Origin of the sequence: Natronomonas sp. EA1 (assembly GCF_051195035.1) — an archaeon.
Lineage (GTDB): Archaea > Halobacteriota > Halobacteria > Halobacteriales > Haloarculaceae > JBNTJV01.
The window spans coordinates 476,768-498,985 of record NZ_JBNTJV010000002.1 but is presented as its reverse complement, the minus strand read 5'-3'; the positions used below and the strand labels follow the sequence as shown (position 1 = coordinate 498,985).

Genomic DNA, 22,218 nt, shown 5'->3' with positions numbered 1-22,218 from the left:
TGCCCCCCTCGCTACCCCACCCATGAACGGCGAGTGGCGGCTCATCCGCGAGGAGGTCCGCGACGGCGCGACCAACATGGCCCTCGACGAGATCGCCGCGGAAACCGCGGCGAACGGCGGCCCCCGCACCGTCCGGGTGTATCAGTGGGAGCCCTCCTGTCTCACCCTCGGCTACCGGCAGGCCCCCGACACCGTGGACTGGGCATTTTGTGAGGAGTCCGGCATCGACGTGACCCGCCGCCAGACCGGTGGCGGTGGCATCTACCACGACCACTATGGGGATATCGCCTACTCCATCATCGCCCCGAAGGACGAACTCCCCGGTGACCTGATGGCGACCTACGACCTGCTGTGTGAACCCATCCTCGCGTTCCTCCGCGCGATCGGCGTGGACGCCCGGTTCGTCGAGCAGGAACACGACGCCATCTACCACCCCGCGTGCTATCTTCGGGATCTGCATCCCGCCCACGACATGGTCGCCGGCGCCGGCCGGAAGATCGCCGGGAACGCCCAGTACAGGAGGAAAGACAGCGTCATCCAGCACGGCTCCATCACGTTCTCCGTCGACGCGCCAAGCCATCTCGGCGTGTTCACCGACGGCCCCTCGGAATCCCGGTTCCGCGAGCGCGTGACGGGCATCGACGAGCAGGTCGATATCGACCGGGCGGACGCCGTCGACGCGCTGGAAGCCCACCTCGAATCGTGGGCCGACGCCGACGAGGGCGGGTGGACCGACGACGAACTGGCTCGCGCACGCGAGCGCGCGAAGACCAAGTACCGGAGCGATAGCTGGAACCGCGAGCGCACCGACCCGACGGACTGATCTTTCTTCCCGGGCGCGCGCAGCGCTCGCCCCGTGCGAGCGCGAGCGCGCGAGGGATGACTGAGTGAGGCGAAGCCGAACGAAGGAATCGGCTGGGGAGGTGTGTGGATGCGGTGCTGTGTGGTGTGGTCCTGGTGGAATCGCAAAGGGCGAGTGTTCTCGACGAAGGAACGGACGAGTGAGCACCGCAGGCCGGAGGCCGAGGAGCGCGCTCGCCGTACCGAGTCGAGAGCGCGAGGGCTTTGCAGGTGTTTTCGTCCTCGGAGTTGACTCAAGTGAGGGCTTTGCAGGTCGTCGCTCCAAAGAGAAAAAATCGGCTCTGTTGAAATCCTCAGAATTTGATACGTACGGCGTGCACCACACAGAGAGTCTATTCAGCAGACAGATATCGTTGGTTTCGCACCGTTCTCGGCGTTTTGCTGAACTCCTCGCGTGGGATAACCTACGCGATGCATCCTCCTCGATCTACCAAATCTGAACCCTACTCAGTAGTGACCCCGCGTTGGCACACAATTATATGGGCGGATAGTCATCGTAGGACAAATGGCAGAACTCTTTATTTTCACCATCTTTGCGACCATCATCGCCATCTATAGCGTCCTCCCCCCTTACCGTCAACTGCGGATTGGATACAGTCTCTACAAACGGGGCATTCTAGCTCTGACGTGCGTTTTCCTCCTACTCACAGTTGCGACGTACATCGCTAATCTGTATTTACAACACCGGGAGGTCGAGTCTCTCGGCGGCTATCCAACACCATACCTGGTTGTGAATCTCGATCCGCTCGCCATCAACCTCATCCAACTTGTCAGCGTGAGCGCTATTTTCGCCATGTTTGTCACAACAATAATGAAGTCGAACGTTCGAATCCGAAATGAAGAATACCTGCTCTCAACCCTACGGGGCCTCTACAACCGGTCAGAATTTGCTACGTTAGTTGAAGTCATCGGAGACAATTACAAACCGCTAATTGACCACCCGACAAAACCTCAACCGCCAGCTGCTTTCGGAAATGCCTCAATTGCTGAAATACTGTCTGAAGAAGACGATCCATACCCAAATCGGGAGGTACATAAAATAGAAGGTGTGGATAGATTTACCGCAGGAGCCAGTGATTGGTTGAAAAACCACCTTCCTGAGCGGTGGGTTGAACGGTTCCGAGAGCCATACAACAGAACCACGAAACAACTCAATTATCGATGGCGGTTATTGCGCTACCATGCACAAGAAACAGCCGAAGATGCTAGTGATTACACCGAAACGCTTCTTCTAGACCCGGTGTTCCGCCAAGAGCACCCGCTAATTGATCCATATTTCGGTATCGATATCATATCGGATCAGGACATCAATTTCCCGCGCGAAAAGTTCATAGAGGGTTATTTGAGCACGATGCTTCGCGCCGAGAACAGCCTCCTATACCGAAATGTTTCAGATAACATGTCCCTCGATGGGATGTATCGATACCATATTGATCCAGATAATCAGTTGATCCACGCGCTCTTTTCCGATTGTGAGGTCGCTAAAAACCTCAATGTGTACCGGCCCATAGGAGAGACTACAAAGACGATTCTCCGGGAACAAGCCGGTAAGGACCACGACCAGTATAATGGACGGCAGTTTACGGATTCCGAATTTATTGGGAATTCTGAATCAGAAGAATCGGAAACACATGTTTTCAGTGACCCGCTCTACGTCGCCATCATGTTTTTCGATATAATGATCCGTGAGTCATTCGCTCAGGAGATGAAGTGGCATATGTGGTTGTACTACTACGAGTCTTTCACACGACAGATTTGCGATAATTACGAGCTCACTGATGAAGCTGATCGGGCGGCTGAGTGGCCGAACGATTACTCACGGCTGCTTTATGAGATGACGAGCAATATGCGGGAATGGTTGAACCTCTTGGAGCACATGATTTTGGAAGACGATGGTGAATTGAAGACAGTGAACGATGATGGTGAGGAGGTATATAAGGACTTTATCCGCCTGGACGAGGATAATATTGATGACGACCGAGCTAGAGAGAATCTCCCGAAAGCTGCAGTGATTTGTTTGATTTCGTGTCTGAAGTCGATAGTACTAGCTGATGAGATTCCTATGCAGTTCAAGGAGTACATCACTGAACAGATTTTCATTACCGGTGTTGAGCTTAGCCAACATGGAGACGACTCGCTGCCGAATCGATACAGCCAGTTGATGTTGGCGAATTTACGGGCGAATATCGAAGACAGGAGAAAGGGCGCTGAATTCCAGTCCGAATTGCGGAGAGTGTATAGTGGAGATGTTCGACATGAGGTGCGAGTTCAGGCTATGACGGGTGGGGGGATTCATGATGAGTTGGACGATATCATTCTCTGAGCCCTCATTAGGGAGGGAATAGTAGCGCGAATGGTGGATTTAGGCCCCTCGTAGCTATCCTTGGTCGTTTAGTCTCCCATCCTATGACCGATGACGCCACCCCCTAAACCGCTGCATATGCGCTCTGTATTCAGCACGCCCTCGAGAACATCTCACCGATTGAGGATTTCAACAGAGCCAAAAAACCAACAAACACACCGAAGCCGCTTTCCCGAATCCACTCAGAGAACGCACCATATGCTCAAAGTCGGTGCGCACACCTCCATCGCGGGTGGCGTCTACAACGCCGTTGAGGACCAGGTCGAGTACGGTGGCAACTGCGGGCAGATCTTCTCCCATTCCCCGCAGGTGTGGCAGGACCCCTCCATCTCGGAGGACGACGCGGAACGGTTCATCGAACTGTCGGAGGAGCACGACATCGGGCCGTGGGTCATCCACACCTCGTATCTCGTGAACCTCTGTACGCCCAAAGACGGCCTCAGACAGAAATCCCTCGACTCGATGCAGACGGAGGTCGATGTCGCGGACCTCCTCGACATCCCGTACGTGAACGTCCATCTGGGCGCGCACACCGGCGCGGGCGTGGAGGGTGGCCTCGAGAACGCGGCCTCCGTCCTCGACGACATCGACGTCCCGGAGGGGGTCCAGATTCTCATCGAGTCGGACGCGGGGTCGGGCACGAAACTCGGCGGGCAGTTCGAGCATCTCGCGACGGTGATGGACGAGACCTCGCAGGAGATCGGCTTCTGTATCGACACCGCCCACGCGTGGGCCGCGGGGTACGACATCTCCACCGAGGAAGGGGTCGCCGACACCTTCGCGGAGTTCGACGAGGTGGTCGGCCTCGAGAACCTGAAATACGTCCACCTGAACGACTCCAAGCACGGCTGTGGGACGAACAAGGACGAGCACGCCCACATCGGCGAGGGGGAGATCGGCGTCGAGGGGATGCGGGCGTTCATCAACCGCAGCGTCGAGGAGGGGGTGCCGATGGCGCTCGAGACGCCCACGGAGGACGGGAAGTCGTTCGCGTGGAACATCGAGAGAGTCCGCGAACTCTGCGAGGCCGAGTAACGCGAGGCCTCGGGGTTGCGAGCGGCGAAGCCGCGAGCCCAGGGGTGAGCGGACTGGACGGTGAGCGGCGAAGCCGTGAACGCGTTCGCGAACTCTGCGAGGCCGAGTAACGCGAGGCCTCGGGATTGCGAGCGGTGAAGCCGCGAGCACAGGAGCGAACGGCGTTCCGAATTACACCATCTCTTCGAGGTCGACCGGGTCCTCGGTCGCCACCCATGCGTCCGCTGCGGCCGCGTCGTACAGCGTCGTCACGTCCTCGTCGGCGAAGACGCGGACGGTCGGCTCCTCGTCGGTCGTGTTGCTGGACATACCTCGGGGTTCGCAGGCATCGACGGTAAAAGGGGGGTGTCACCCCGGTGCGACCGGTCCGACAGCGTTTTTCCACGCGACCCACCAAGCGAGTTCATGCGCCGGTTCTCCGCGGAGTATCTCAGTCGCACGCGGGCGGGGATGTGGAGCGACCGCAGCGCGCTCGCCCCCCTCCGACTGGGGGAGGCCGACTCGGTGCTCGACGTGGGCTGCGGGAACGGCGAGCTGACGCGGGTGCTCGCCGAGGAGTGTCCCGGCCGCGTCGTCGGCTGTGACCGCGACCCGGCGCTGCTCGCGGAGCTCCCCGTGGAGGGGGTCCGGGGTGACGCGCTCTCTCTGCCGTTCCCGGACGACGCGTTCGACGTGGTCGTCTGTCAGGCGCTGCTCATCAACCTCCCCGACCCGTCGCTGGCGATCGAGGAGTTCGCGCGGGTGGCGCGCGAGCGGGTGGCGGCCGTGGAGCCGGACAACGCCGCCGTCGCCATCGAGTCGAGCGTCGACGCGGAGCCCGTCCTCGCGAAGCGCGCGCGGGTCCGGTATCTCGCGGGCGTCGGCACGGACGTGGCGCTCGGGTCGAACGCACGGGCGCTGTTCGAGGCGGCGGGACTGGGCGACATCGAGGTGCGCCGGCACGACCACACGCGCGTCACGGAGCCACCGTACTCCGAGGCAGACCTGCAGGCCATCTCCCGAAAGGCCAGCGCCGAGGACCTCCGTGCCCGCCGGGGGGATATGGAGGGGACCGAGGAGGAGCTCGACCGGCTCCGGAGCGAGTGGCGCGAGATGGGCCGGGCGGTCGCCGAACAGGCGCAGGCCGGCGAGTACCGACGGAGCGAGACGGTTCCCTTCTACGTCACCGTCGGGTCAGTGTAGTTACAGAAATAGCGTTCCGCGAACCCTTTAGTGCGTTGTCGTGTGAGTGGGGCTATGGACCCCCGCATCCGCGACCACGCGAACGTGCTCGTCGACCACTCCACGAAGATCCAGCCGGGAGACGAGGTGCTCGTCTCCGGGTCGCCCGACAGCGAGGAGCTGGTCGTCGCCGTCGCCGAACGCCTCGGTGAGATCGGTGCCGTCGCCAGCATCTCGCTCGGGTCGGAGCGTGCCCAGAGCGCGTATCTGCAGGCCATCGACGCCGACGACATCGTCATGAGCGAGGCCCAGAAGGCCCGGATGGAGCACCTCGATGCGCTCATCTCCATCCGTGGCGGCGAGAACATGTACGAGTCGAGTGACGTTCCCCCGGAGAAGAACGCGGCGCGCGCGCAGGCGATGCAGCCCGTCCGCGAGGTCGTGATGGACAAGCGCTGGGTCGGGACGCAGTTCCCCTCGACGGGCTACGCACAGAAGGCCGAGATGAGCTCCGAAGCGTACGAGGAGTTCGTCTTCGACGCCGTCCTCAAAGACTGGGACGCAGTGCGCGACCACCAGCAACAGCTCGTCGACATCCTCGAGGACGCCGACGAGGTGCACATCAGGTCGGGCGAGACCACCGACATCCGGCTGTCCATCGCGGGCAACGTCGTGAAGAACGACCACGGTGAGCACAACCTTCCTGGGGGAGAGGTGTTCACGGCGCCCGTCCCCGACAGCGTGGAGGGTGAGGTGCTGTTCGACAAGCCCGTGATGGTGCAGGGTCGTGAGGTGAACGGTGCCCGCCTCGTCTTCGAAGGTGGGGAGGTGGTCGAGCACTCGGCGGAGAAGAACGAGGACGTGCTCACCTCGCTGCTCGAGACGGACGCCGGCGCGAAGCGCCTCGGCGAGCTCGGCATCGGCATGAACCGCGATATCGACCGGTTCACCTACAACATGCTGTTCGACGAGAAGATGGGCGACACCGTCCACATGGCCATCGGGATGGCCTACGAGGACACCGTCGGCGAGGGGAACGAGCGGAACGACTCGGCCGTCCACACGGACATGATCGTCGACATGAGCGAGGACTCTCACATCGCGGTCGACGGTGAGGTCATTCAGCGCGACGGCACCTTCCGATTCGAGGACGGGTTCGAGGCGTAGCCCTACGAGAATCTTTCTCCGCTGGCGACGCTGCAACCGAATTTGGGTGAGACTCTGGAAAACCGATTTTTATCCCCGCCTGCTCTCTCCGGCCGGGGAGCATCTCCACCGTCCCCCTGCCATGGTGGGCCCCCCGAGGTACCCCGTCCCGGGCTGACCGCGGCTCCCCCCTCCGCGGTTACACCACGTCCCCTCTGACCGTCGCCCCCTCCTGTCCTGCTCTGTACGCGCGGAGCGCGTCGGCTGCCTCCTCGGCTTCCGCCTCCTCCAAGCCGAGCATCTCCAGTGCGCCCGGGAGCGTCGGCATGACGAACTCACCCGCCCGGAGTTTCGCGAACGCTTCCTCGCTCCGCTGGCCGTCCACCCACAGACAGACCCCGCGGGGGTCGAGGATCTGCTCGTAGGCGCCCCGCGCTTTCGCTCCCTGGAGCCGCTGGGTGACGTTGTTCTCGAAGCCCGTGTTGCAGACCTCCAGGTGGACGGGTTCGCCGTCTTCGAGGAGATGCGCCGCGAGACACTTCTCAGGCGCGGCGTGCCCGCTCGCGTTCGCGCGGAGGTACTCGGGATGCGCGTCGGCCCACGCTGCGGAGACGGTCTTCCCCACGCCTTTCACGCCGTGTGACTTTTCGAACTCCTCCTCTCGCTCCGGGGAATCCTTGAACAGCAGGTCCTTCGTGACGTACACATCGAGGCGGTCGATGGGGTCCAAGCCGAGGGCGATGTCGCCGAACACCCACACCTCGCGGACGGGGACGGGCATCTCCTCGTCCTCGACGGTGGCGACGATCTCCTCGACGCGGGCGACGGCCGCGTCGCGGTCCATGGTCATGGGTGGGCTTAGAAAGGCGAACGCAAAACGGTTTCAGTCCGAACAGGCCACGAGCACCGGGTCGTCGAACCGCGGCTCGTCACCGGTCGAGAGGTCCCCGTCGCCCGCCTCGTCACGAACGGCGAACCGCGGGGTGACGTAGTACCACGCCCGTTTCGGGGCAGTCCCGAAGGGGGCCTGTGTCGCGGGTGGGGTGGTCTCGTTGTCGCCGTATTTCAGGGTGACGTTGACGCCGACAGCGTAGCCGGTTCCGTCCTCGAACACGGCCCAGTCCGGGACGCCTCCCTCCGTGAGCACCGTATCGTAGCCGGAGCGGTCGGCCTGCGGGAGAAACTCGTTGTGCCGGTACGCCCGCTCGAACTCGGTGACGAACGCGTCCACCGATGGAGGGCTCAGCTGGCTCGGAATCGACGGGTACGGTTTCGGTTCGAGCCCGCTGTCCGTGGCTGTCGGCTCCGGTACCGACAGCTCCCCACAGTCCTCCGATGAGGGTGTCGTGATGTCGTAGCCCGTAGCCCCCGACCCGATTCGGCCCTGCGTACAGCCAGCGAGTGCGGTTATGCCAGCCGCAACACCAGCCAGCGCGTCGCGTCTGGTGTGGAGGGACATACGTTCTCGCTGTCTGCCAGGACAAAATACTTTCTGCTCGGTTCCTCACTCGTCTTCTCTGATGTAGAGCGTCTTCTCGCAGGTGGCGTGGACGGTGCCGTCTTCGTCCACGAGGGCAACGTCGTACACCCGGTCGAGCGACTCGCCGGGTGACAGCTCCTCGCGGATGGACGCCACCTCGTCGTCGGGGACCTGAAACTCCGCGTACAGCGTCTCCTCGCCGGGTTTCTTGAACCGAATCTCGGCGGCCTTGTCCCAGACGGTGTAGTCGTCGCCGAGGCGTTTCATCAGCATCACCATGTAGAAGGGGTCGACGGCGCCGTAGAGCGACCCACCGAAGATGGTGCCGACGAGGTTCCGGGTGCGCCACGAGAGCGGCAGCCGAATTCGGACCGTCGACCAGTCGGCGGCGATGTGGGTGACGCGGCCACCGGTCCCACGGTAGGCGGGAAAGAGGTTGAAGCCGTGTCGCCACACCCGTGTCCGGAGCGATTCCTCGCGCATGGGGAGACTGCCCACTCACGGGGGATAACCGTTCGGCTCGGAGACGAAACGGCTACCCGCCTGCACCCGCTTTCTCCCCCATGGACTGCGACAAGTGCGGCTCGTCCGCGGTGATGCACGCCGCCTACTCCGGCCTGCACATGTGCGAGTCGTGTTTCACCCGCTCGGTCGAAAAGCGGGTGCGCCGACGGGTCCGCGAGGACGGTCTCGTCCCGGACGACGCCACCCCCGAGGAGCCGGTGACGTGGCTCATCGGCCTGTCGGGCGGCAAGGACAGCGTCGTCCTCACCCAGATCCTCCACGAGACGTTCGCGCAGGACCCCCGTATCGAGCTGGTGGCGCTCACCATCCACGAGGGGATCGCGGGCTACCGCGACGAGTCGGTCGACGCCTGCGTCGAGCTGGTGGAGGAACTCGATATCAGACACGAGGTCGTGGGCTACGCCGAGGAGTTCGGCCTGGAGATGGACGACGTGGCCGCGGACGACCCGATGAACATGGCACCCTGCGCCTACTGCGGGGTGTTCCGCCGCGACCTGCTCGCCAAATATGCCGACGAGTACGAGGCCGACCTGCTGCTCACGGGCCACAACCTCGACGACGAGGCCCAGACGGCGATGATGAACTTCCTCGAAGGCGACGTGGCACAGGTGGCGAAGCACTTCGACGCCTCGCTGGGTCCCCTCGACGAACGGAGCGAGCAGGACACCTTCGTCCCGCGGGCGAAGCCGCTGCGCGACGTGCCCGAGAAGGAGGTGGCGCTCTACGCGCACCTGCGTGACCTGCCCGCGCACATCACCGAGTGTCCCCACTCCAGTGAGGCGTTCCGCGGGGAGATCCAGCAGTTGCTCCTCAAACTGGAGGAGGACCACCCCGGTACGCGCCACTCCATCCTCGCGGGCTACGAGGAGCTGGCGAGTATCGTCTCCGACCGCTACGGCGACGGGACCGCCGACCTGGGCGAGTGCGAGGAGTGCGGCGCCGCCACGACGCGCGAGCAGTGTCGCAAATGCCAGCTGGTCGAGGCCATCACGTCGTAATACACGCTGCCTGACCCGCTTCTTGGGGTAAGCTATCAGTTGACGTAGTCTGAAAGCTCCGAAAATAATTGGCCACAGAAAAGCGGTTGAGAACTATTCGAAATCCGATGTGTCGTTATCGGATGACGTCGAGGCCGTTGTTCTGCTCCAGCTCCGAGGTACCGCCGTCGGTCTCGCTGACCGTGCCGGGCTCCGAGATGGCGTTGCCGCTCTGGGTGTTCCGGGAGTCGATGGCCTCACGCGAGGCGTTGGCCTGCTTCTGCGTCGTCGGGCCCAGGATCTGGGCCGACTGGACGCCGGTCATGATCGCCATGACGCGGACCTTCCCCTTGTACTCGTCCTGGATGCGGGCGCCCCAGATGACGTTCGCCGAGGCCTCGAGGCGCTCGGTGATCTTCTGGGCGATACCCTCGGACTCCTTCAGCGTCAGGTCCGGGCCGCCGGTGATGTGGACGAGTCCGCCCGACGCGCCACGGTAGTCGACGTCGAGCAACGGATGATTCATCGCGTCGTTGACGACCTCGTCCGTCTTGTTCTTGTCCTGGGTCTCCCCCACGAGCATCACGGCCACGCCACCCTGGTTCATGATGGCGCTCATGTCCGCGTAGTCGAGGTTGATGAGCGACGGCTGGGTGATGGTCTCCGAGATGCCCTTCACCGTCTCGGCGATGATCTGGTCCATCACGGAGAACGCCTTGCCGATCGGGAGGTTCGGGACGTAATCGAGCAGGCGGTTGTTGTCGAGGACGATGATGGAGTCCGCCTCGTTGCGGAGCTTCTCCAAGCCCTCCTCGGCTTTCACCGTGCGGGCGCGCTCGACGTTGAACGGCGTCGAGACCATGCCCACCACGATGGCACCCTGCTCTTTGGCGATTTTGGCGACGACCGGGGCCGCACCGGTGCCGGTCCCGCCACCCATCCCGGCGGTGACGAACACGAGGTCCGCGTCGCCGAGCACCTCCTTGATGGTGCCCTGCGCCATCTCCGTGGCGCGCTCACCCATCGAGGGGTCACCGCCCGCGCCGAGCCCCTGCGTCAGGGACTTGCCGACGAGGATCTTGGTGTCCGCCTCGATCATCTTGAGGTGCTGTTTGTCCGTGTTGATGGCGATGGTGTCGGCACCGTCGACGCCGATGTTGTACAGGCGGTTGACGGTGTTGTTGCCGGCCCCACCCGCGCCGATGATGGCGATGCGGGGGTCGCCGAACTCGTCGCCATCGCTGCTGGCGTCGGACAGGTCTCGGGCTTCCTTCTCCGCGTTCTCGAGTGCGGAATTGACGAGGTCCTGCATCGTTAGACCTTCGCCCACGGGCGGCGGCTCTCGTGGTCACGCCCCTCCGTCTGTTCGTTGATCATGTCTCGAACGGCCGACCGGATCGCTTCCGACCGGTTCGGAAACTCGCCGGTGTCGACCATTCGCTCGACCTCCTCGATCTGCTGTTTCGGGATTCGTAGTGTCACACGCTCCATTGTATTTCCCCTGTTGGTAGGTAAGACGACGTGCGGCACACACCCGCACACGCGTCTTACAGCGTAAAACCGCCGGAAGGCGGCCGGTTCTGCACCGATGCACACACGCTGTAAGACGACCGTCTTACGCAAACGTATGCACAGACTGAGGTATTATAAATGTTTGCATGGGTGTCATACACATGGGTAAGACGCGGAGTATACGGGCTCTATCGCCGAAATACGGCGTTTACGAGTCACCGAGTACGTCGGCTGCGGGGGTCCGACGGCCGCAACTCGGGCAGAATCCCCAGTCCGATCGGAGCTCGTCCCCGCAGTCACAGAACAGCCTGTGTGACGTCTTGTTCCCGCAGTTCGAGCAGTAAACGGCAGAGGGCTCGAGGGTCTCCCCGCACTGTTTACACGGTTGGCCCCCCTCGTCGGACGCGTTTTCACGCTGCGCGGTGTTCGTCTTACGCGTCTCACGCGCGCCCGCCGACTGTTCGGCGGAAACGTCGGATTCGCCGTCGAGAGAGATGTTTACGTTGATATCCTGTGTCTCACGCGGCGTAAACGCGCCGTCGAGCCGCTCCGCGATGAGCGCGTCGATGCGTTCGACGAGCATGTCGTCTAACGTCCCCTCCGGGTCCACGCTCGCCTCCCGCGCGGGCGTGCCCGACGACTCCTCGTCGAGGTAGGCACGCAGCGCCTCGCGCATGACCTCACTCTTCGAGGCATCGAACTCCTCGAGCTGCCGGATGAGGTCGTCATCCGCGCGGAAGGTTATCTTGCTCATTCGTCCCTCGATTGTGTAGCACGCTATTTCAATCTTCCCGCGATGTCCGACAGCTGTCTGTCGCCCCGCTGACGGCGCTTCCCTCGCACGGAATGATAACCGTTAAGTCCGACAGCGGGATTGTTTCGAGTGTAATCCGCCCTTAGCTCAGACTGGTAGAGCAGTCGACTGTAGATCGACTTGTCCCCCGTTCAAATCGGGGAGGGCGGACTTTTCCTGCGAACAACGTGAGCAGTGAAAAGTCTCTCCGCGAGCCGATTTGAATAAGGAGCGACCTCCGGGAGCGACTGGCTTCAAATCGGGGAGGGAGGACTTTTTTGACGCCTGTATCACAGTACCAAACAGTCTCGACCAGCTCTGCGGTTACGGACGATAATCACGTTCCGAGAGTTCTGATGGAACTACACACCTGATGGGGATTTCGCCGTCCAGCGACTTCTGGGCCAGAGGTGGGTAGATGGGGCCGTGACGTGCCATCGTCCTGGTGGGTCGTCGTTCAGATCGCTGGGCGAGACGAATCGGTCTGTAGGCGGTGTGCCTCTTAGCTCGTCTCCATGAGGTGTCAGGCGTAATCGACTGATCCGACTTCGTCGATAGCCTGTAAGACGGCTGTGGGTGCGCAGACTGAGCGCGCAAGATACCTATCGCCATCGTCTCCATCGAACCGACGGGCTCGTTCGTCGCCTATCTTGGGGACGGCGACGATATCAACGAGGTGGTGCTCTGTCCCGACAGCGCACTTCGTCGGTGGGCTTGAGAGCGACTCGGGGTTGAAGAACAGTGGTGACTACGTGCCTACAACGTTGACATCCACATGGTCAACTGGGAATGCGATGATGCTTGATAAACAGATCCACACGCCGGAGAGTATCACATATAATAATAGTAGTGCGGATCGACAGCTAAATCCCGCGCCTTGGACTCTGAGAGTATTTTTCCGACGGCCCTTGAGACTTGTATCGTTACTGGGAGCTTTTTGCAAAAGTCGGATGTGTTCCAGTCCAACTTGGTGAACGCCAAGATCTCTTCCGTGATCTCCTGAATTGGCGTATCACATACACTCTCGTCCGGTTTAATTGTTATCGGCTTTGGTACTCTCAGACCAGGGTACGTCGACAATTCTGGAATGAATCCCTTTGTGTACAAATAGTGTTCCTTCTGGTTAGGAGATGATAGCATGGTGCCTCTAAGAACTGGATACTCCCCCTCGGTAAACATCCGAACTGGGCTTCTTTCTCGAATTGTGATGAAATCCAATTTCCGAACTCCTACCCTCTCCGCTGCCCTGAGAAATCCTTCCCTCTCATCGCTCCAATAGTTGGATGTCTTGTGCAGGACAAGCCTCTCTGGATGATGTCCCTTGATCCTCGCGTATTGTTCTATGATACTGTCTACAAGATCCTCTGCGTCGGATTCAGATAGATGGTTATTTCCTGGGCCACTTTCTTTATTATCGACAGGATCACCACGGAGAATGAAGCTCTCTCCTGTTTCGAGGAAAACCTGCGCCATTGATGCCTTTGTTTTCCTTTTCTGACCTCGTTCGACATAGAACGAGATTCCGGCATAGCAGGTGTCTGACTCTAAGTGAGCCAACTTCCACGGATGGCCTCGGCTCGCCTTGTATCTAATTGCGACTGCAATATTCCAAGCAACTTCTGCTCGATCTTGGACGTCTGCCCCTCCAGCGAGTGTTTTAGGTCTAATCAGTTGTGTAGGAATTTTCTCTTGCATGCCCGCAAGCTTGACCCTACTTCGTAAATCGCTGGTCTGGCTCTGTATCTTTCCAGCCTTCTGATGTGGTGGTATACATGCATCTTTCACTTCTTCGGGCAGCGCTACGACGATTACATCAGGGGGTGTTTCTCTTTGATAGAGTAACCGAACCTTGTTCTCTATGAATTGAAGCGTTTTCTCATACCGTGTCTGTCTGTTATCTGTCTCTTTTATGATTCGCGTTTCTTGACCGGTAATCACTTCTCTCCATCGCTTCTGGAGACTGATTGAGAATTTAAAAGGGGAATCGGGGCCAATTCCGGGAAACGGAGGGTTCCATCTCTCTGGATCCCCCGATCTGAGAATCCGTGTTCTCATCTCTTCGAACAACTGCTCAACCTGTCCAATGGAGCGGCTTGAGCCTATAAGTCCAACATTGACGACCATGTTCTCGCCCTCCCCCGAAGGAGTCCGTGGGCCATATTTTGATAATCCAACTCTGGGGTCCTTTGCCTCTCCTCCTCCGAACTGGAGAGAGGGTTCCTCAATATAACTCGACTCAAACTCGTTCATATAAAATCACCCAGCCCGGCCTGTTCCTCGTCCATGATTCGACCCTGCTCATCGCTATCCTGTACCGGACGGACAGGTAGAGAGAGATGTGTCACAGCCTCTGTCGCAATTTGCTGATCCTCGCCGTGTGGACGAGGGGCACCCAGATTCAGTATATCGCTCCAGTGCCTCGTATAGCGTCGAATTTTGGAATTTCGCGCATTCGGGTCTGTAAACGCATCATGAAGGCTCTTTACCTGATTTGAAGTAATCAGTCTCTCACCATCTTCTGAATAAACAAACTCTGGGATTAAGAAAATCCAGATCTCCCCATCGTACCTTTCTAGAGACTGGTGCACTGCTCTGTGACGGACAAAATTCGTTTCTCCTCTTTCATCCGAGAACACCTTACTCACCTGCATTCCTTCCTTCTCGATTGTTTCCTGATTGAGGTCATCGTGCTCAAAATAGAGTATGTATTTTCCATTATGACGGGTAGACGTACACCCGAAATTGACTGCTCTGTGAGTAACGAATTTATTCATCAACCCTATGGAGGACCTCTGATTGCCCGACTGCTTCTGCCACTCGTCAAATCTACTTGGATTCCAACTACCTGATTTTACGAAGTGCGTTACTTCTTCAGGAAGATCTTGGGGAGCAATTAGCGAATGTAGCGAGTCTTCCTCGACCCAGATCGGAAAATAATTGGGATTTACCTCTCGAATGTTCTGATGCGTAGCGTCCTTCTCGAGATCACCCGTGTACACGTTCTGAGGGAGCTGGGTAATTCGATAGAAGTTGGGGACTAGTGATGTTTGCCCCTCTATGGGCCCTGGTTCCTCAAAATAGAACTCTGACTCGAAACGACCATCATCAGCCATATCGTCAATCCAGTGCTCCAGATCAACGTAGTCTCCCTGAGCTACGCGGCAATCAACCAGAAATTGTGTGAAATCATCGATAGTGTAACCCGATATCCGAGATTGTTCATCCTCGTTGAGCTCACTGCAGTCTCGAACGTCGCCCCAAGTTCTCTTAATCTCCTCCTCATCATGCTGGCTTGGCTCAAATACCGACCGCCAACGAGACAGATTTGCTAGGCCCGGTGCGAATATCATGAAATCAAAGCGTCCACCTTGGGACTCATATTCCAGAAAATACCGTCCCAGCTCGGCCAGAAGCGAGCTATCGGATAAACTCAATTTGTCACTCGCCTTTACCTCCACAACGGCTCGTCGAGTACCCTCCACCTTTGGACGACTCAGTACCAGATCTGGCGTTCGTCCATGGAATTCTGAATCCTCTACTAGGACCCAGCCTTGCGCCTTCAGGTAAGAGATAACTTGCTCCTTGTAATTCTGTCCTTTCCTGTGGGCTGACTCTCTTTGGCCACGCAGATTCCAGACCGTCACTAAATAACTACTGGAGAGGTAGTTTAAAAAACATTTCGCGGAGTTCGAAGCAGTCATTCAGAAACACTTTGTATCGTGATATTCTTGTCTAAACTATGACTCAGCGGTTGGGGGTAGACGAGCTCGCCGCGATTCTGCTTGACGAACATCGATATGACAATGCTCTCCCCCCAAAGGCATTCCACAAGATTGCGTATTTCGCCCAAAAAGAACTGGATGAGATTGGTCTAAGTGCGAACATCTCTTATTTTTGGTATCGGTATGGAATAATGACCTGTACAAGCGGGTCTTCAGTTGGAATCGATCGAGGCTCTGTTCAGAACGAACTCTCCTGTAACACTGACCCGGACGATTTACAGCTGTCTGAGAATGAAGAGATGCAGCTCCGACTGGCAGTCAATCGGGCCCTGAAACAATTTTACAATCTATCTCTGGAAGGTCTTACCGATAAAATGTACGAGGAAGCGCCGCATGATTTCCAAAGGCACTATAGAACGTTAGATAAGCAACTTAGCACGGTTGTACCAACCGGACCAGATTACCTTGCGAAAACACCCACCAAGGAGGATATCAGAGAGACATTATTTGAATTCTGTAATTCGTTCAGAGAAGATCCCATAAATGAATGTCTCGATGATATGCTCGTCTTCTACCGGTGTATGAGCGATGAGCTTGACTCTGAGAATTGGAGCCCCAACGATCTACAAGAAATTAGCCGTATATTCTGGGGCATCGTTTCAGCAGAACTCGCGCAGAAAGAGAACTCTGGCCTTAGCTTGGAGCAAATCGCTGCTGAGTTTGAGAAGTCCCCAGAAGAATTCCTTAGCACCCAACGAGGTATGCGGAGAGAGCTCCGAACCTTTGAGAGAGAGGATCGGATGGACCTCCGACAGGGCAGTATCAGTCCGGTAACGAAATCCGCTGCAGATGCGGTTGTGACCTCTATCGTCGATATCTCCTGGGAGTAATGACGAGATATTTTTTGGATACGAACTGCTTGATTGGCCTGACGTTCTCAACGGACGTCTGGAATCCTGATTCCAGACGGCTGTTCGATACTGATAACACCCTTTATACGAGTGACAATGTAGTTGAGGAGTTCTGCGATGCGGATATCAAGACGCAAAGTGAAGAACGAGAGTGGGATGGAGATGGAGGTGTTTTTAATCGTATCCGGTCCCGGTTCAGAATGGGACAGCTAGTTTTTGATCAGGAACTCCAGCTGATTCCGGACGAGGAACTGAACTCGAGTCGCATTGCTGATGAGTTCATTCAAGAGTTTGAAATCCAGGACGAGGCAAAGAGGCGAATCAGGCGCTACTTCGACCGTAACCTGAGTGACCCAGATAACGTCGAAGCTGAAGAGGCTCGCCAAGTAGCAAATAACCTGTTGAATTACATCCTGGAACACTCTGAGAAGGAATTGAGCCGTATACAACACCGGGTCAAATTAGGCCCTTCTCGGGAGGGAAGGCATCAAGAAATCGGACAGCGGCTTCAGTCAGTCGCTGATAATATTCACGATGAGGATGTTGATGTGGTACTTGATGCTTACCACCTGCTTCAGAGGGACATACTGAGTAAGCTAGTTACTGCGGACAAGCGGCACGTCTACGGCTCAAGGAATCTGATTCAAAACATTATGGGGATCCGTGTGTTGTTCCTGCGAGATATGTTCGCTAATTCAGAAACTGCCGGAGACGCTGGGATGTCATAATCGGGATTTCGTTGTCTTAGCTACTACTTGTTCTCCATTCCAAGATTCCTACTCAACACTTGCTGTGCTTCTTCTCTCCACTTACCCGCCTGTTCAATATATTTATCGAGCAGGGACTCCTTCGCCGTTCCGACCTGCTTCTGTTATACCAGACGCTCCCGGTACGCACTTACTGAGCCCATTCAACTGCTTAATTGAAATATAATAAGAAATCCCCGCGATTGCTCCTTTCTGGGCGAGAGGGGCCAGATCGGCTAAGCCGCTCTCGTATACGCTCGTGGGAATTATTGACTCAATCGCATCCGAAATAACTCGGCTCGACAGGCCGTAAATCTCTGATTCAACCTCTGCGTATAGTACCACCGCTCCGATCCCTCTCCTACCCGTCCGTCCGCAGTGAAGAATAGCTCCATCAACGGGGTTCGACCACCTCTCAGTTATCTCCCCACCCGCTCGCGTCCCAGTCGCGGGTGACTTTGAACGGGTCCAGCCGGGTGTAGTACTCCCCCGTCAGCCGGCCGACGGCGTCGATCTTCTCCACGTCGATTTTCCCGTCGGTGAGCAGGTCGTCGTCGACGTGGATGAGCTCGATGTGGCCGAAGACGACGGTGTGGTCCCCGATTTCGAGCGTGTCGTGGAGGGTACACTCCATCGTCGCTCTGGCGTCGGCGACGAGGGGGGCGTCGATGCGGTCGGCCTCCGTGCGGTCGAGGCCGGCGAGCTCGAACTCGTCGGTGCCGGGTTCGACGCTCTCACTCGTCCGGTCCATCTGCTCGACGAGGTCGGCGGTGACGAGGTTGAGCGCGAACGCCTCGGTGTCGAGGACGTTCTGCGCGGAGTCCTTGCGCTCACCCTCGCGGCGGGCCTCGGCGGAGAACATCACGACGGGTGGCTCGGCTTCGATGACGCCCATATAGAAACTGAACGGGGCGAGGTTGTCCACGCCGTCGGCGCTGCGGGTGGAGACCCAGCCGATGGGGCGGGGGATGATGAGACTCGTCAGCAGCCGGTACATCTCGTCGACGGCGTGGTCCGGGTCGATATCCATCACCGGCTCTGGGAAACCTGCGCGGTTAACCGTTCCCGCGGTCAGCCGACAGGTCTCGTGGGCCCGGGCTACAGCGAGATCCGCATCCCGTAACCCACCTCGGTCTCGGCGATGTACCACTCGCCGTCCACCTTCCGGTAGCGGTCCGCGTAGCGACCCTGTCGGAGCCCCTCCTCGCCGTCGGCCGTCCGGTAGACGAGCTGGAGGTACCACGTCCCGGTCGCCTCCTCGCCCGAGACGTCGATGCGGGGGTTGGTGAGGACGTGGGCGGCGAACGCGAAGGCGGTGTCGAACCTCTCGGTGGCGAAGGTGTAGAGAGCGTCGGTGCCCGTATAGGAATCACCGGCGTCGGCGCGGCGGAAGACGCCGTCGTCGGTGAAAAGCGAGACCCACTCCTCGTAGCGCCCCTCGTCGATGGCGTCGCAGTAGTCGTATTTCAGGCGCTGGATGGCGTGGCGGTCGGTCGACGACATGCCGGTGAATGGAGGGAGGGCCTGATAACTGTAGGCCCACAACTTTAACCCTGACTGCGGCATACCCTGTCTGAATGAGCGGTATTCGGGTGCGGTGTGCGGGTCGTGGCTCTGCGGCACTCGACCGTGCCGTACCGACACTATCGGCGGAGGGGTTCGAGGTCGACGTCGTTCCCGACGGAGCGACGGCCCTCGACGCGCTGGCGGACGTCGACTGTCTCGTCGCGGCGTTCGACCTGCCGGATATGGACGGGACTGAGCTCCTCTCGCGGGTGCACGCGGTGGACCCCTCGCTCCCCGTCATCCTCCTCTCGTCGGTCGAGGCCGGCGAGATCGGCTCGACCGTCGTCGGTGCGGTCGTGACCGGGCACTTCCGGTGGGCCGACGGGGGATCCGCGGCGCTGGCCGACCAGGTCCGGTCGGCGGTCGCCCCCGCCCCGGCGGGCGACGCGCAGGCGGGGGCGAACTACCGGGCGCTCGTGGAGGCGATGGCCGACGGGGTGTACACGGTCGACCTCGACGGCCGGTTCACGATGGTCAACGAGCGGACGGCGGGGCTCTCGGGCTACGACCGCGAGGAGCTCCTCGGCGAGCACGTCTCGAAGGTGATGACCGAGGAGGGGATCGAGCGGGGCGACGCAGCCATCCGCGACCTGCTCTCGCGGGAGGACCCCTACTCGGAATCGGTCACCTTCGAGATGGACATGGTGACGAAAGCGGGGGAGCACGTCCCGTGTGAGGACCACGTGGCGCTGCTCACCGACGGGGAGCGGGCGACCGGTTCTATCGGCGTCGTCCGCGACGTCTCCGCGAGCAAGCGCCGCGACGAGCGGCTGCGACAGCTCCACGAGGCGGCCCGCGAGCTGGTGTCGGCGACGGACGCCCGGCAGGTGGCGGACGTCACGGTGCGGGCGCTCGCGGAGATCCTCGAGTTCCCCATCACGAGCGTCCGGCTCGTCGACGAGACGCGGAGCTTCCTGTTGCCGACCGCGATCTCCGAGGAGACGCTCGACACCCTCGGGGAACGGCCGGTCTACCTCGTCGACGGCAACACCTACCCCGCGCGGGTGTTCCGGTCGGACGAGCCGGCCGTCGTCGACGACGTGCGTTCCCTGTCGACGGACCACGACTGGGGGCCCATCCGGTCGGCGTTCTACCTCCCGCTGGGTGAGTACGGGGCGCTCTCCATCGGCTCGACGGAGCCCGCGGCGTTCGACGAGGAGGCCCAGCAGCTGACCGAGGTGCTCGCGGCGACGGCGGAGACCGCGCTCGCGCGGGCGGACCAGCGCGCGGCGTTGACGAAGGAGCGCGACCAGCTGGCGGCGCTGTTCGAGAACGTCCCCGACCCGGCTGTGATGGTGGAGTACCAGGACGGCGAGCCCATCGTCCAGGAGGTGAACAGCGCGTTCACCGAGGTGTTCGGCTTCGAGCCGCCGGAGATCGTCGACCGCTCCATCGACGAGTTCATCGTCCCGCCGACGGCCGAGAGGGAGGCAGAGCAGTACAACGACCAGATCCAGGCGGACGAGTCGTTCCACGGCGAGGTACGCCGGATGACGGTGAACGGTCCCCGCGATTTCCTGTTGCACGTCGCCCCACAGAAAGTGGGGATGCAGACGACCCGCGGGTTCGCCATCTACACGGATATCACCGAACAGAAGGAGCGCGAACGGGAGCTCCAGCGGCAGAACGAGCGGTTAGAGCAGTTCGCGTCCGTCGTGAGCCACGATCTGCGCAACCCGCTGAACATCCTGCAGGGCCGGCTGGACCTGGCCCAGGAGACGGGTGACGACGAGCACTTCGAGAGTGCACAGCGCGCCGCCGACCGGATGGAGGAGCTCATCAGCGGGCTGTTGACGCTCGCCAGACAGGGGCAGGCCGTCGGCGAGATGGAGGCGGTGTCCCTAGAGGCCGTCGCCCGGGAGGCGTGTGAGTCGGTCGAGGGGCCCGACGCGACCCTGACGTTCGACGACCCGCCGACGGTCCGGGCGGACCGCTCGCGGCTCCGCCAGCTCGTCGAGAACCTCCTTCGCAACGCCGTGGAACATGGTTCCACAGGCCCTCGTTCGCAGGCTCACGAGGATGCTGTCGAACACGGTTCCACAGGCCACCGGACCGCGTCCGGTGACGCCGTCGAGCACGCCGGCCCCGAGGTGACCGTCACCATCGGCGCGCTCGACGAGGAGGGGTTCTACGTCGCGGACGACGGCCCCGGCATCCCCGAGGAGAGCCACGGGGAGGTCTTCGAGTTCGGCTACTCCGGCGGGGACGGGACGGGGTTCGGCCTCGCCATCGTGAAGGAGATCGCGGAGGCCCACGGCTGGCGCGTCTCGCTCGGCGACGGCCCGGGTGCGCGCTTCGAGTTCCGCGGCGTGACCCTGGCTTAGTCCTGTTCCTGCCCGGCGCGCCAGACGGTCCCGTTCGCGCGGTAGCCGTCGAACTCGCCGTTCTCGATCTCGGTCCCGATCTCCTCGGCGGTCGCCTCGTCGAGGCTGACGAGGTGACACAGCGGGTGGCCCGGCAGCGCGAGGGGGTTCTCGAGGACGCCGACGAGCAGCCCCGTGAACGGTGCGGCGACGACGTGCTCCTCGCGTTTGAAGTGGTCCGTGATGGTGCAGATGGTCTCCCCCTCGCGGACGAGCGGGTAGGGCCCCCACTTCATGTCGACGAGCCCGCCCGTGTCGGCGCGGAGCCACGCCTTCTGGTCGGTCGGGTCGACGACGCGCCACCAGCCCGGCCACTGGACGGTGGCGTTCGGGAGGACGCCGAACTCCGCGAGCACCGACTCCACCCCGTCGAGCGCCTTCTCGATGAGCACCGGCTGGAACCGGTGGGCCTTCCCCATCTCGATGGTGACGGTCGGGACCCCGGCGGCCGTCGCCGCGGCCCGGAGCGACCCCTCGTCACCCCCGCCGGAGAGGATGACGTTCGCACCGAACGCTCTTGCTAATCTATCCACCTCGGGGTTCGCCGTGTCCGCCCGCACGTGGTAGATGGTGGTCCGGTTGCGGGTGGAGGTGTGGAAGTCCAGCCCGTAGTCGCACTGTTTGATGAACGTCTCGAAGATCTCGTTGGCCATCCGCTCGGCCGTGTTGGAGGTGGCCTTCCCCGGGAACGACCGGTTCAGATCCTGGTCGTAGATGGGGATGTACCGCTGCTGGGCGTGGTAGCCGGGGACGTTCACGACGTGGATGACGACGAGGGTGCCGTGGAGCTGGGCGGGGTCGTACTTCGCTGCTAGCTCCTGGCACACCTTCACGCCGTTGAGCTCGTCGCCGTGGACCGCGGCGGTGCAGAACACCCGCGGGCCGTCGTGTTTGCCGTTGATGATCGTCACCGGGACCTCCACGGGGTCGCCGAGATACGTCTCGGAGACCTCATAGCGGAAGTGCCGCTTCTCACCGGGTGGCACCGCACCGTCGTAGCGGAACGCGCGTCCGTTTGCCATACACCCCGTGGCTCACGCGGGGAGAAAAACCCGCCG

21 protein-coding genes and 1 tRNA gene are annotated in these 22,218 nt (G+C 60.4%); 10 read left to right on the top strand and 12 right to left on the bottom strand.

Annotated features, from left to right (window positions below; all coding sequences use genetic code 11):
- Positions 1-22: 22 nt before the first annotated feature.
- The 3 genes from ACQUQR_RS08450 (at position 23) to ACQUQR_RS08440 (ending at position 4,258) form a co-directional block, all read left to right on the top strand.
- Positions 23-823, top strand: a complete 801-nt coding sequence (locus ACQUQR_RS08450) for a lipoate--protein ligase family protein (RefSeq protein WP_435196022.1) — start codon at positions 23-25, stop codon at positions 821-823.
- Between the two features lie 543 nt (positions 824-1,366).
- The gene (locus tag ACQUQR_RS08445; RefSeq protein ID WP_435196021.1) at positions 1,367-3,184 is read left to right on the top strand and encodes a hypothetical protein; all 1,818 of its coding nucleotides are present in this window, start codon (positions 1,367-1,369) and stop codon (positions 3,182-3,184) included.
- Positions 3,185-3,421: 237 nt separating this feature from the next.
- The gene (locus ACQUQR_RS08440; protein ID WP_435196020.1) at positions 3,422-4,258 is read left to right on the top strand and encodes a deoxyribonuclease IV; all 837 of its coding nucleotides are present in this window, start codon (positions 3,422-3,424) and stop codon (positions 4,256-4,258) included.
- 171 nt (positions 4,259-4,429) lie between these two features.
- Here ACQUQR_RS08440 and ACQUQR_RS08435 read toward each other — a convergent pair whose 3' ends face one another.
- Positions 4,430-4,567, bottom strand: coding sequence for a hypothetical protein (locus ACQUQR_RS08435; RefSeq protein ID WP_435196019.1), 138 nt, complete (start codon positions 4,565-4,567; stop codon positions 4,430-4,432).
- Positions 4,568-4,663: 96 nt separating this feature from the next.
- Between ACQUQR_RS08435 and ACQUQR_RS08430 the strand changes: the two genes are divergently transcribed.
- Positions 4,664-5,440 (top strand): methyltransferase domain-containing protein, encoded by a 777-nt coding sequence (locus ACQUQR_RS08430; RefSeq protein ID WP_435196018.1) that lies wholly within the window; start codon positions 4,664-4,666, stop codon positions 5,438-5,440.
- A gap of 54 nt (positions 5,441-5,494) precedes the next feature.
- On the top strand, positions 5,495-6,586 hold the full coding sequence (locus ACQUQR_RS08425) for an aminopeptidase (RefSeq protein WP_435196017.1): 1,092 nt from the start codon (positions 5,495-5,497) through the stop codon (positions 6,584-6,586).
- Between the two features lie 178 nt (positions 6,587-6,764).
- Here the strand turns inward: ACQUQR_RS08425 and ACQUQR_RS08420 are convergent, their stop codons facing one another.
- The 3 genes from ACQUQR_RS08420 to ACQUQR_RS08410 are packed head-to-tail and all read right to left on the bottom strand — an operon-like array spanning position 6,765 to position 8,528.
- Positions 6,765-7,409, bottom strand: a complete 645-nt coding sequence (locus ACQUQR_RS08420; protein ID WP_435196263.1) for a DUF7095 family protein — start codon at positions 7,407-7,409, stop codon at positions 6,765-6,767.
- A 39-nt stretch (positions 7,410-7,448) separates the two neighbouring features.
- Positions 7,449-8,024 carry a hypothetical protein gene (locus tag ACQUQR_RS08415; protein WP_435196016.1) on the bottom strand — a complete coding sequence of 192 codons (576 nt, stop codon included), beginning with the start codon at positions 8,022-8,024 and terminating at the stop codon, positions 7,449-7,451.
- Between the two features lie 45 nt (positions 8,025-8,069).
- Positions 8,070-8,528 carry a DUF4442 domain-containing protein gene (locus ACQUQR_RS08410; protein WP_435196015.1) on the bottom strand — a complete coding sequence of 153 codons (459 nt, stop codon included), beginning with the start codon at positions 8,526-8,528 and terminating at the stop codon, positions 8,070-8,072.
- A gap of 80 nt (positions 8,529-8,608) precedes the next feature.
- Here ACQUQR_RS08410 and ncsA point away from each other — a divergent pair, with 80 nt between their 5' ends.
- Positions 8,609-9,568 carry a tRNA 2-thiolation protein NcsA gene (ncsA, locus tag ACQUQR_RS08405; RefSeq protein WP_435196014.1) on the top strand — a complete coding sequence of 320 codons (960 nt, stop codon included), beginning with the start codon at positions 8,609-8,611 and terminating at the stop codon, positions 9,566-9,568.
- A 115-nt stretch (positions 9,569-9,683) separates the two neighbouring features.
- On the opposite strand, the gene ftsZ is transcribed toward ncsA, so the two are convergent.
- The 3 genes from ftsZ to ACQUQR_RS08390 all read right to left on the bottom strand — a co-directional run bounded on the left by ftsZ (position 9,684) and on the right by ACQUQR_RS08390 (position 11,813).
- The gene (ftsZ, locus tag ACQUQR_RS08400) at positions 9,684-10,859 is read right to left on the bottom strand and encodes a cell division protein FtsZ (protein WP_435196013.1); all 1,176 of its coding nucleotides are present in this window, start codon (positions 10,857-10,859) and stop codon (positions 9,684-9,686) included.
- A 2-nt stretch (positions 10,860-10,861) separates the two neighbouring features.
- Positions 10,862-11,038: a ribbon-helix-helix domain-containing protein gene (locus tag ACQUQR_RS08395; protein WP_435196012.1), complete on the bottom strand. Its 177-nt coding sequence runs from the start codon at positions 11,036-11,038 to the stop codon at positions 10,862-10,864.
- A gap of 229 nt (positions 11,039-11,267) precedes the next feature.
- Positions 11,268-11,813: a double zinc ribbon domain-containing protein gene (locus ACQUQR_RS08390; protein WP_435196011.1), complete on the bottom strand. Its 546-nt coding sequence runs from the start codon at positions 11,811-11,813 to the stop codon at positions 11,268-11,270.
- 136 nt (positions 11,814-11,949) lie between these two features.
- On the opposite strand from ACQUQR_RS08390, the gene ACQUQR_RS08385 reads away from it, so the two are divergent.
- Positions 11,950-12,023, top strand: a tRNA-Tyr gene (locus ACQUQR_RS08385).
- A 660-nt stretch (positions 12,024-12,683) separates the two neighbouring features.
- On the opposite strand, the gene ACQUQR_RS08380 is transcribed toward ACQUQR_RS08385, so the two are convergent.
- Positions 12,684-14,102 carry an argonaute/piwi family protein gene (locus tag ACQUQR_RS08380; protein ID WP_435196010.1) on the bottom strand — a complete coding sequence of 473 codons (1,419 nt, stop codon included), beginning with the start codon at positions 14,100-14,102 and terminating at the stop codon, positions 12,684-12,686.
- The gene (locus tag ACQUQR_RS08375) at positions 14,099-15,496 is read right to left on the bottom strand and encodes a hypothetical protein (protein ID WP_435196009.1); all 1,398 of its coding nucleotides are present in this window, start codon (positions 15,494-15,496) and stop codon (positions 14,099-14,101) included. The genes ACQUQR_RS08380 and ACQUQR_RS08375 overlap by 4 nt, the downstream gene beginning before the upstream one ends.
- 95 nt (positions 15,497-15,591) lie before the next feature.
- Here ACQUQR_RS08375 and ACQUQR_RS08370 point away from each other — a divergent pair, with 95 nt between their 5' ends.
- Together ACQUQR_RS08370 and ACQUQR_RS08365 are read left to right on the top strand one after the other, a co-directional pair.
- Entirely contained in the window at positions 15,592-16,464 is an 873-nt protein-coding gene (locus tag ACQUQR_RS08370) for a hypothetical protein (protein ID WP_435196008.1), read from the top strand.
- Entirely contained in the window at positions 16,464-17,213 is a 750-nt protein-coding gene (locus tag ACQUQR_RS08365; protein ID WP_435196007.1) for a hypothetical protein, read from the top strand. Before ACQUQR_RS08370 ends, ACQUQR_RS08365 begins: the two co-directional genes overlap by 1 nt.
- 433 nt (positions 17,214-17,646) lie before the next feature.
- Here ACQUQR_RS08365 and ACQUQR_RS08360 read toward each other — a convergent pair whose 3' ends face one another.
- Complete coding sequence (locus ACQUQR_RS08360) at positions 17,647-18,261, bottom strand: flavin reductase family protein (RefSeq protein WP_435196006.1); 615 nt, start codon at positions 18,259-18,261, stop codon at positions 17,647-17,649.
- A gap of 68 nt (positions 18,262-18,329) precedes the next feature.
- Positions 18,330-18,734, bottom strand: a complete 405-nt coding sequence (locus ACQUQR_RS08355; protein ID WP_435196005.1) for a nuclear transport factor 2 family protein — start codon at positions 18,732-18,734, stop codon at positions 18,330-18,332.
- 74 nt (positions 18,735-18,808) lie between these two features.
- Here ACQUQR_RS08355 and ACQUQR_RS08350 point away from each other — a divergent pair, with 74 nt between their 5' ends.
- Positions 18,809-21,121, top strand: coding sequence for a PAS domain S-box protein (locus ACQUQR_RS08350; protein WP_435196004.1), 2,313 nt, complete (start codon positions 18,809-18,811; stop codon positions 21,119-21,121).
- On the opposite strand, the gene ACQUQR_RS08345 is transcribed toward ACQUQR_RS08350, so the two are convergent.
- The gene (locus tag ACQUQR_RS08345) at positions 21,118-22,182 is read right to left on the bottom strand and encodes a succinylglutamate desuccinylase/aspartoacylase family protein (RefSeq protein WP_435196003.1); all 1,065 of its coding nucleotides are present in this window, start codon (positions 22,180-22,182) and stop codon (positions 21,118-21,120) included. The two genes, ACQUQR_RS08350 and ACQUQR_RS08345, sit on opposite strands and share 4 nt — an antisense overlap.
- Positions 22,183-22,218: the final 36 nt, after the last annotated feature.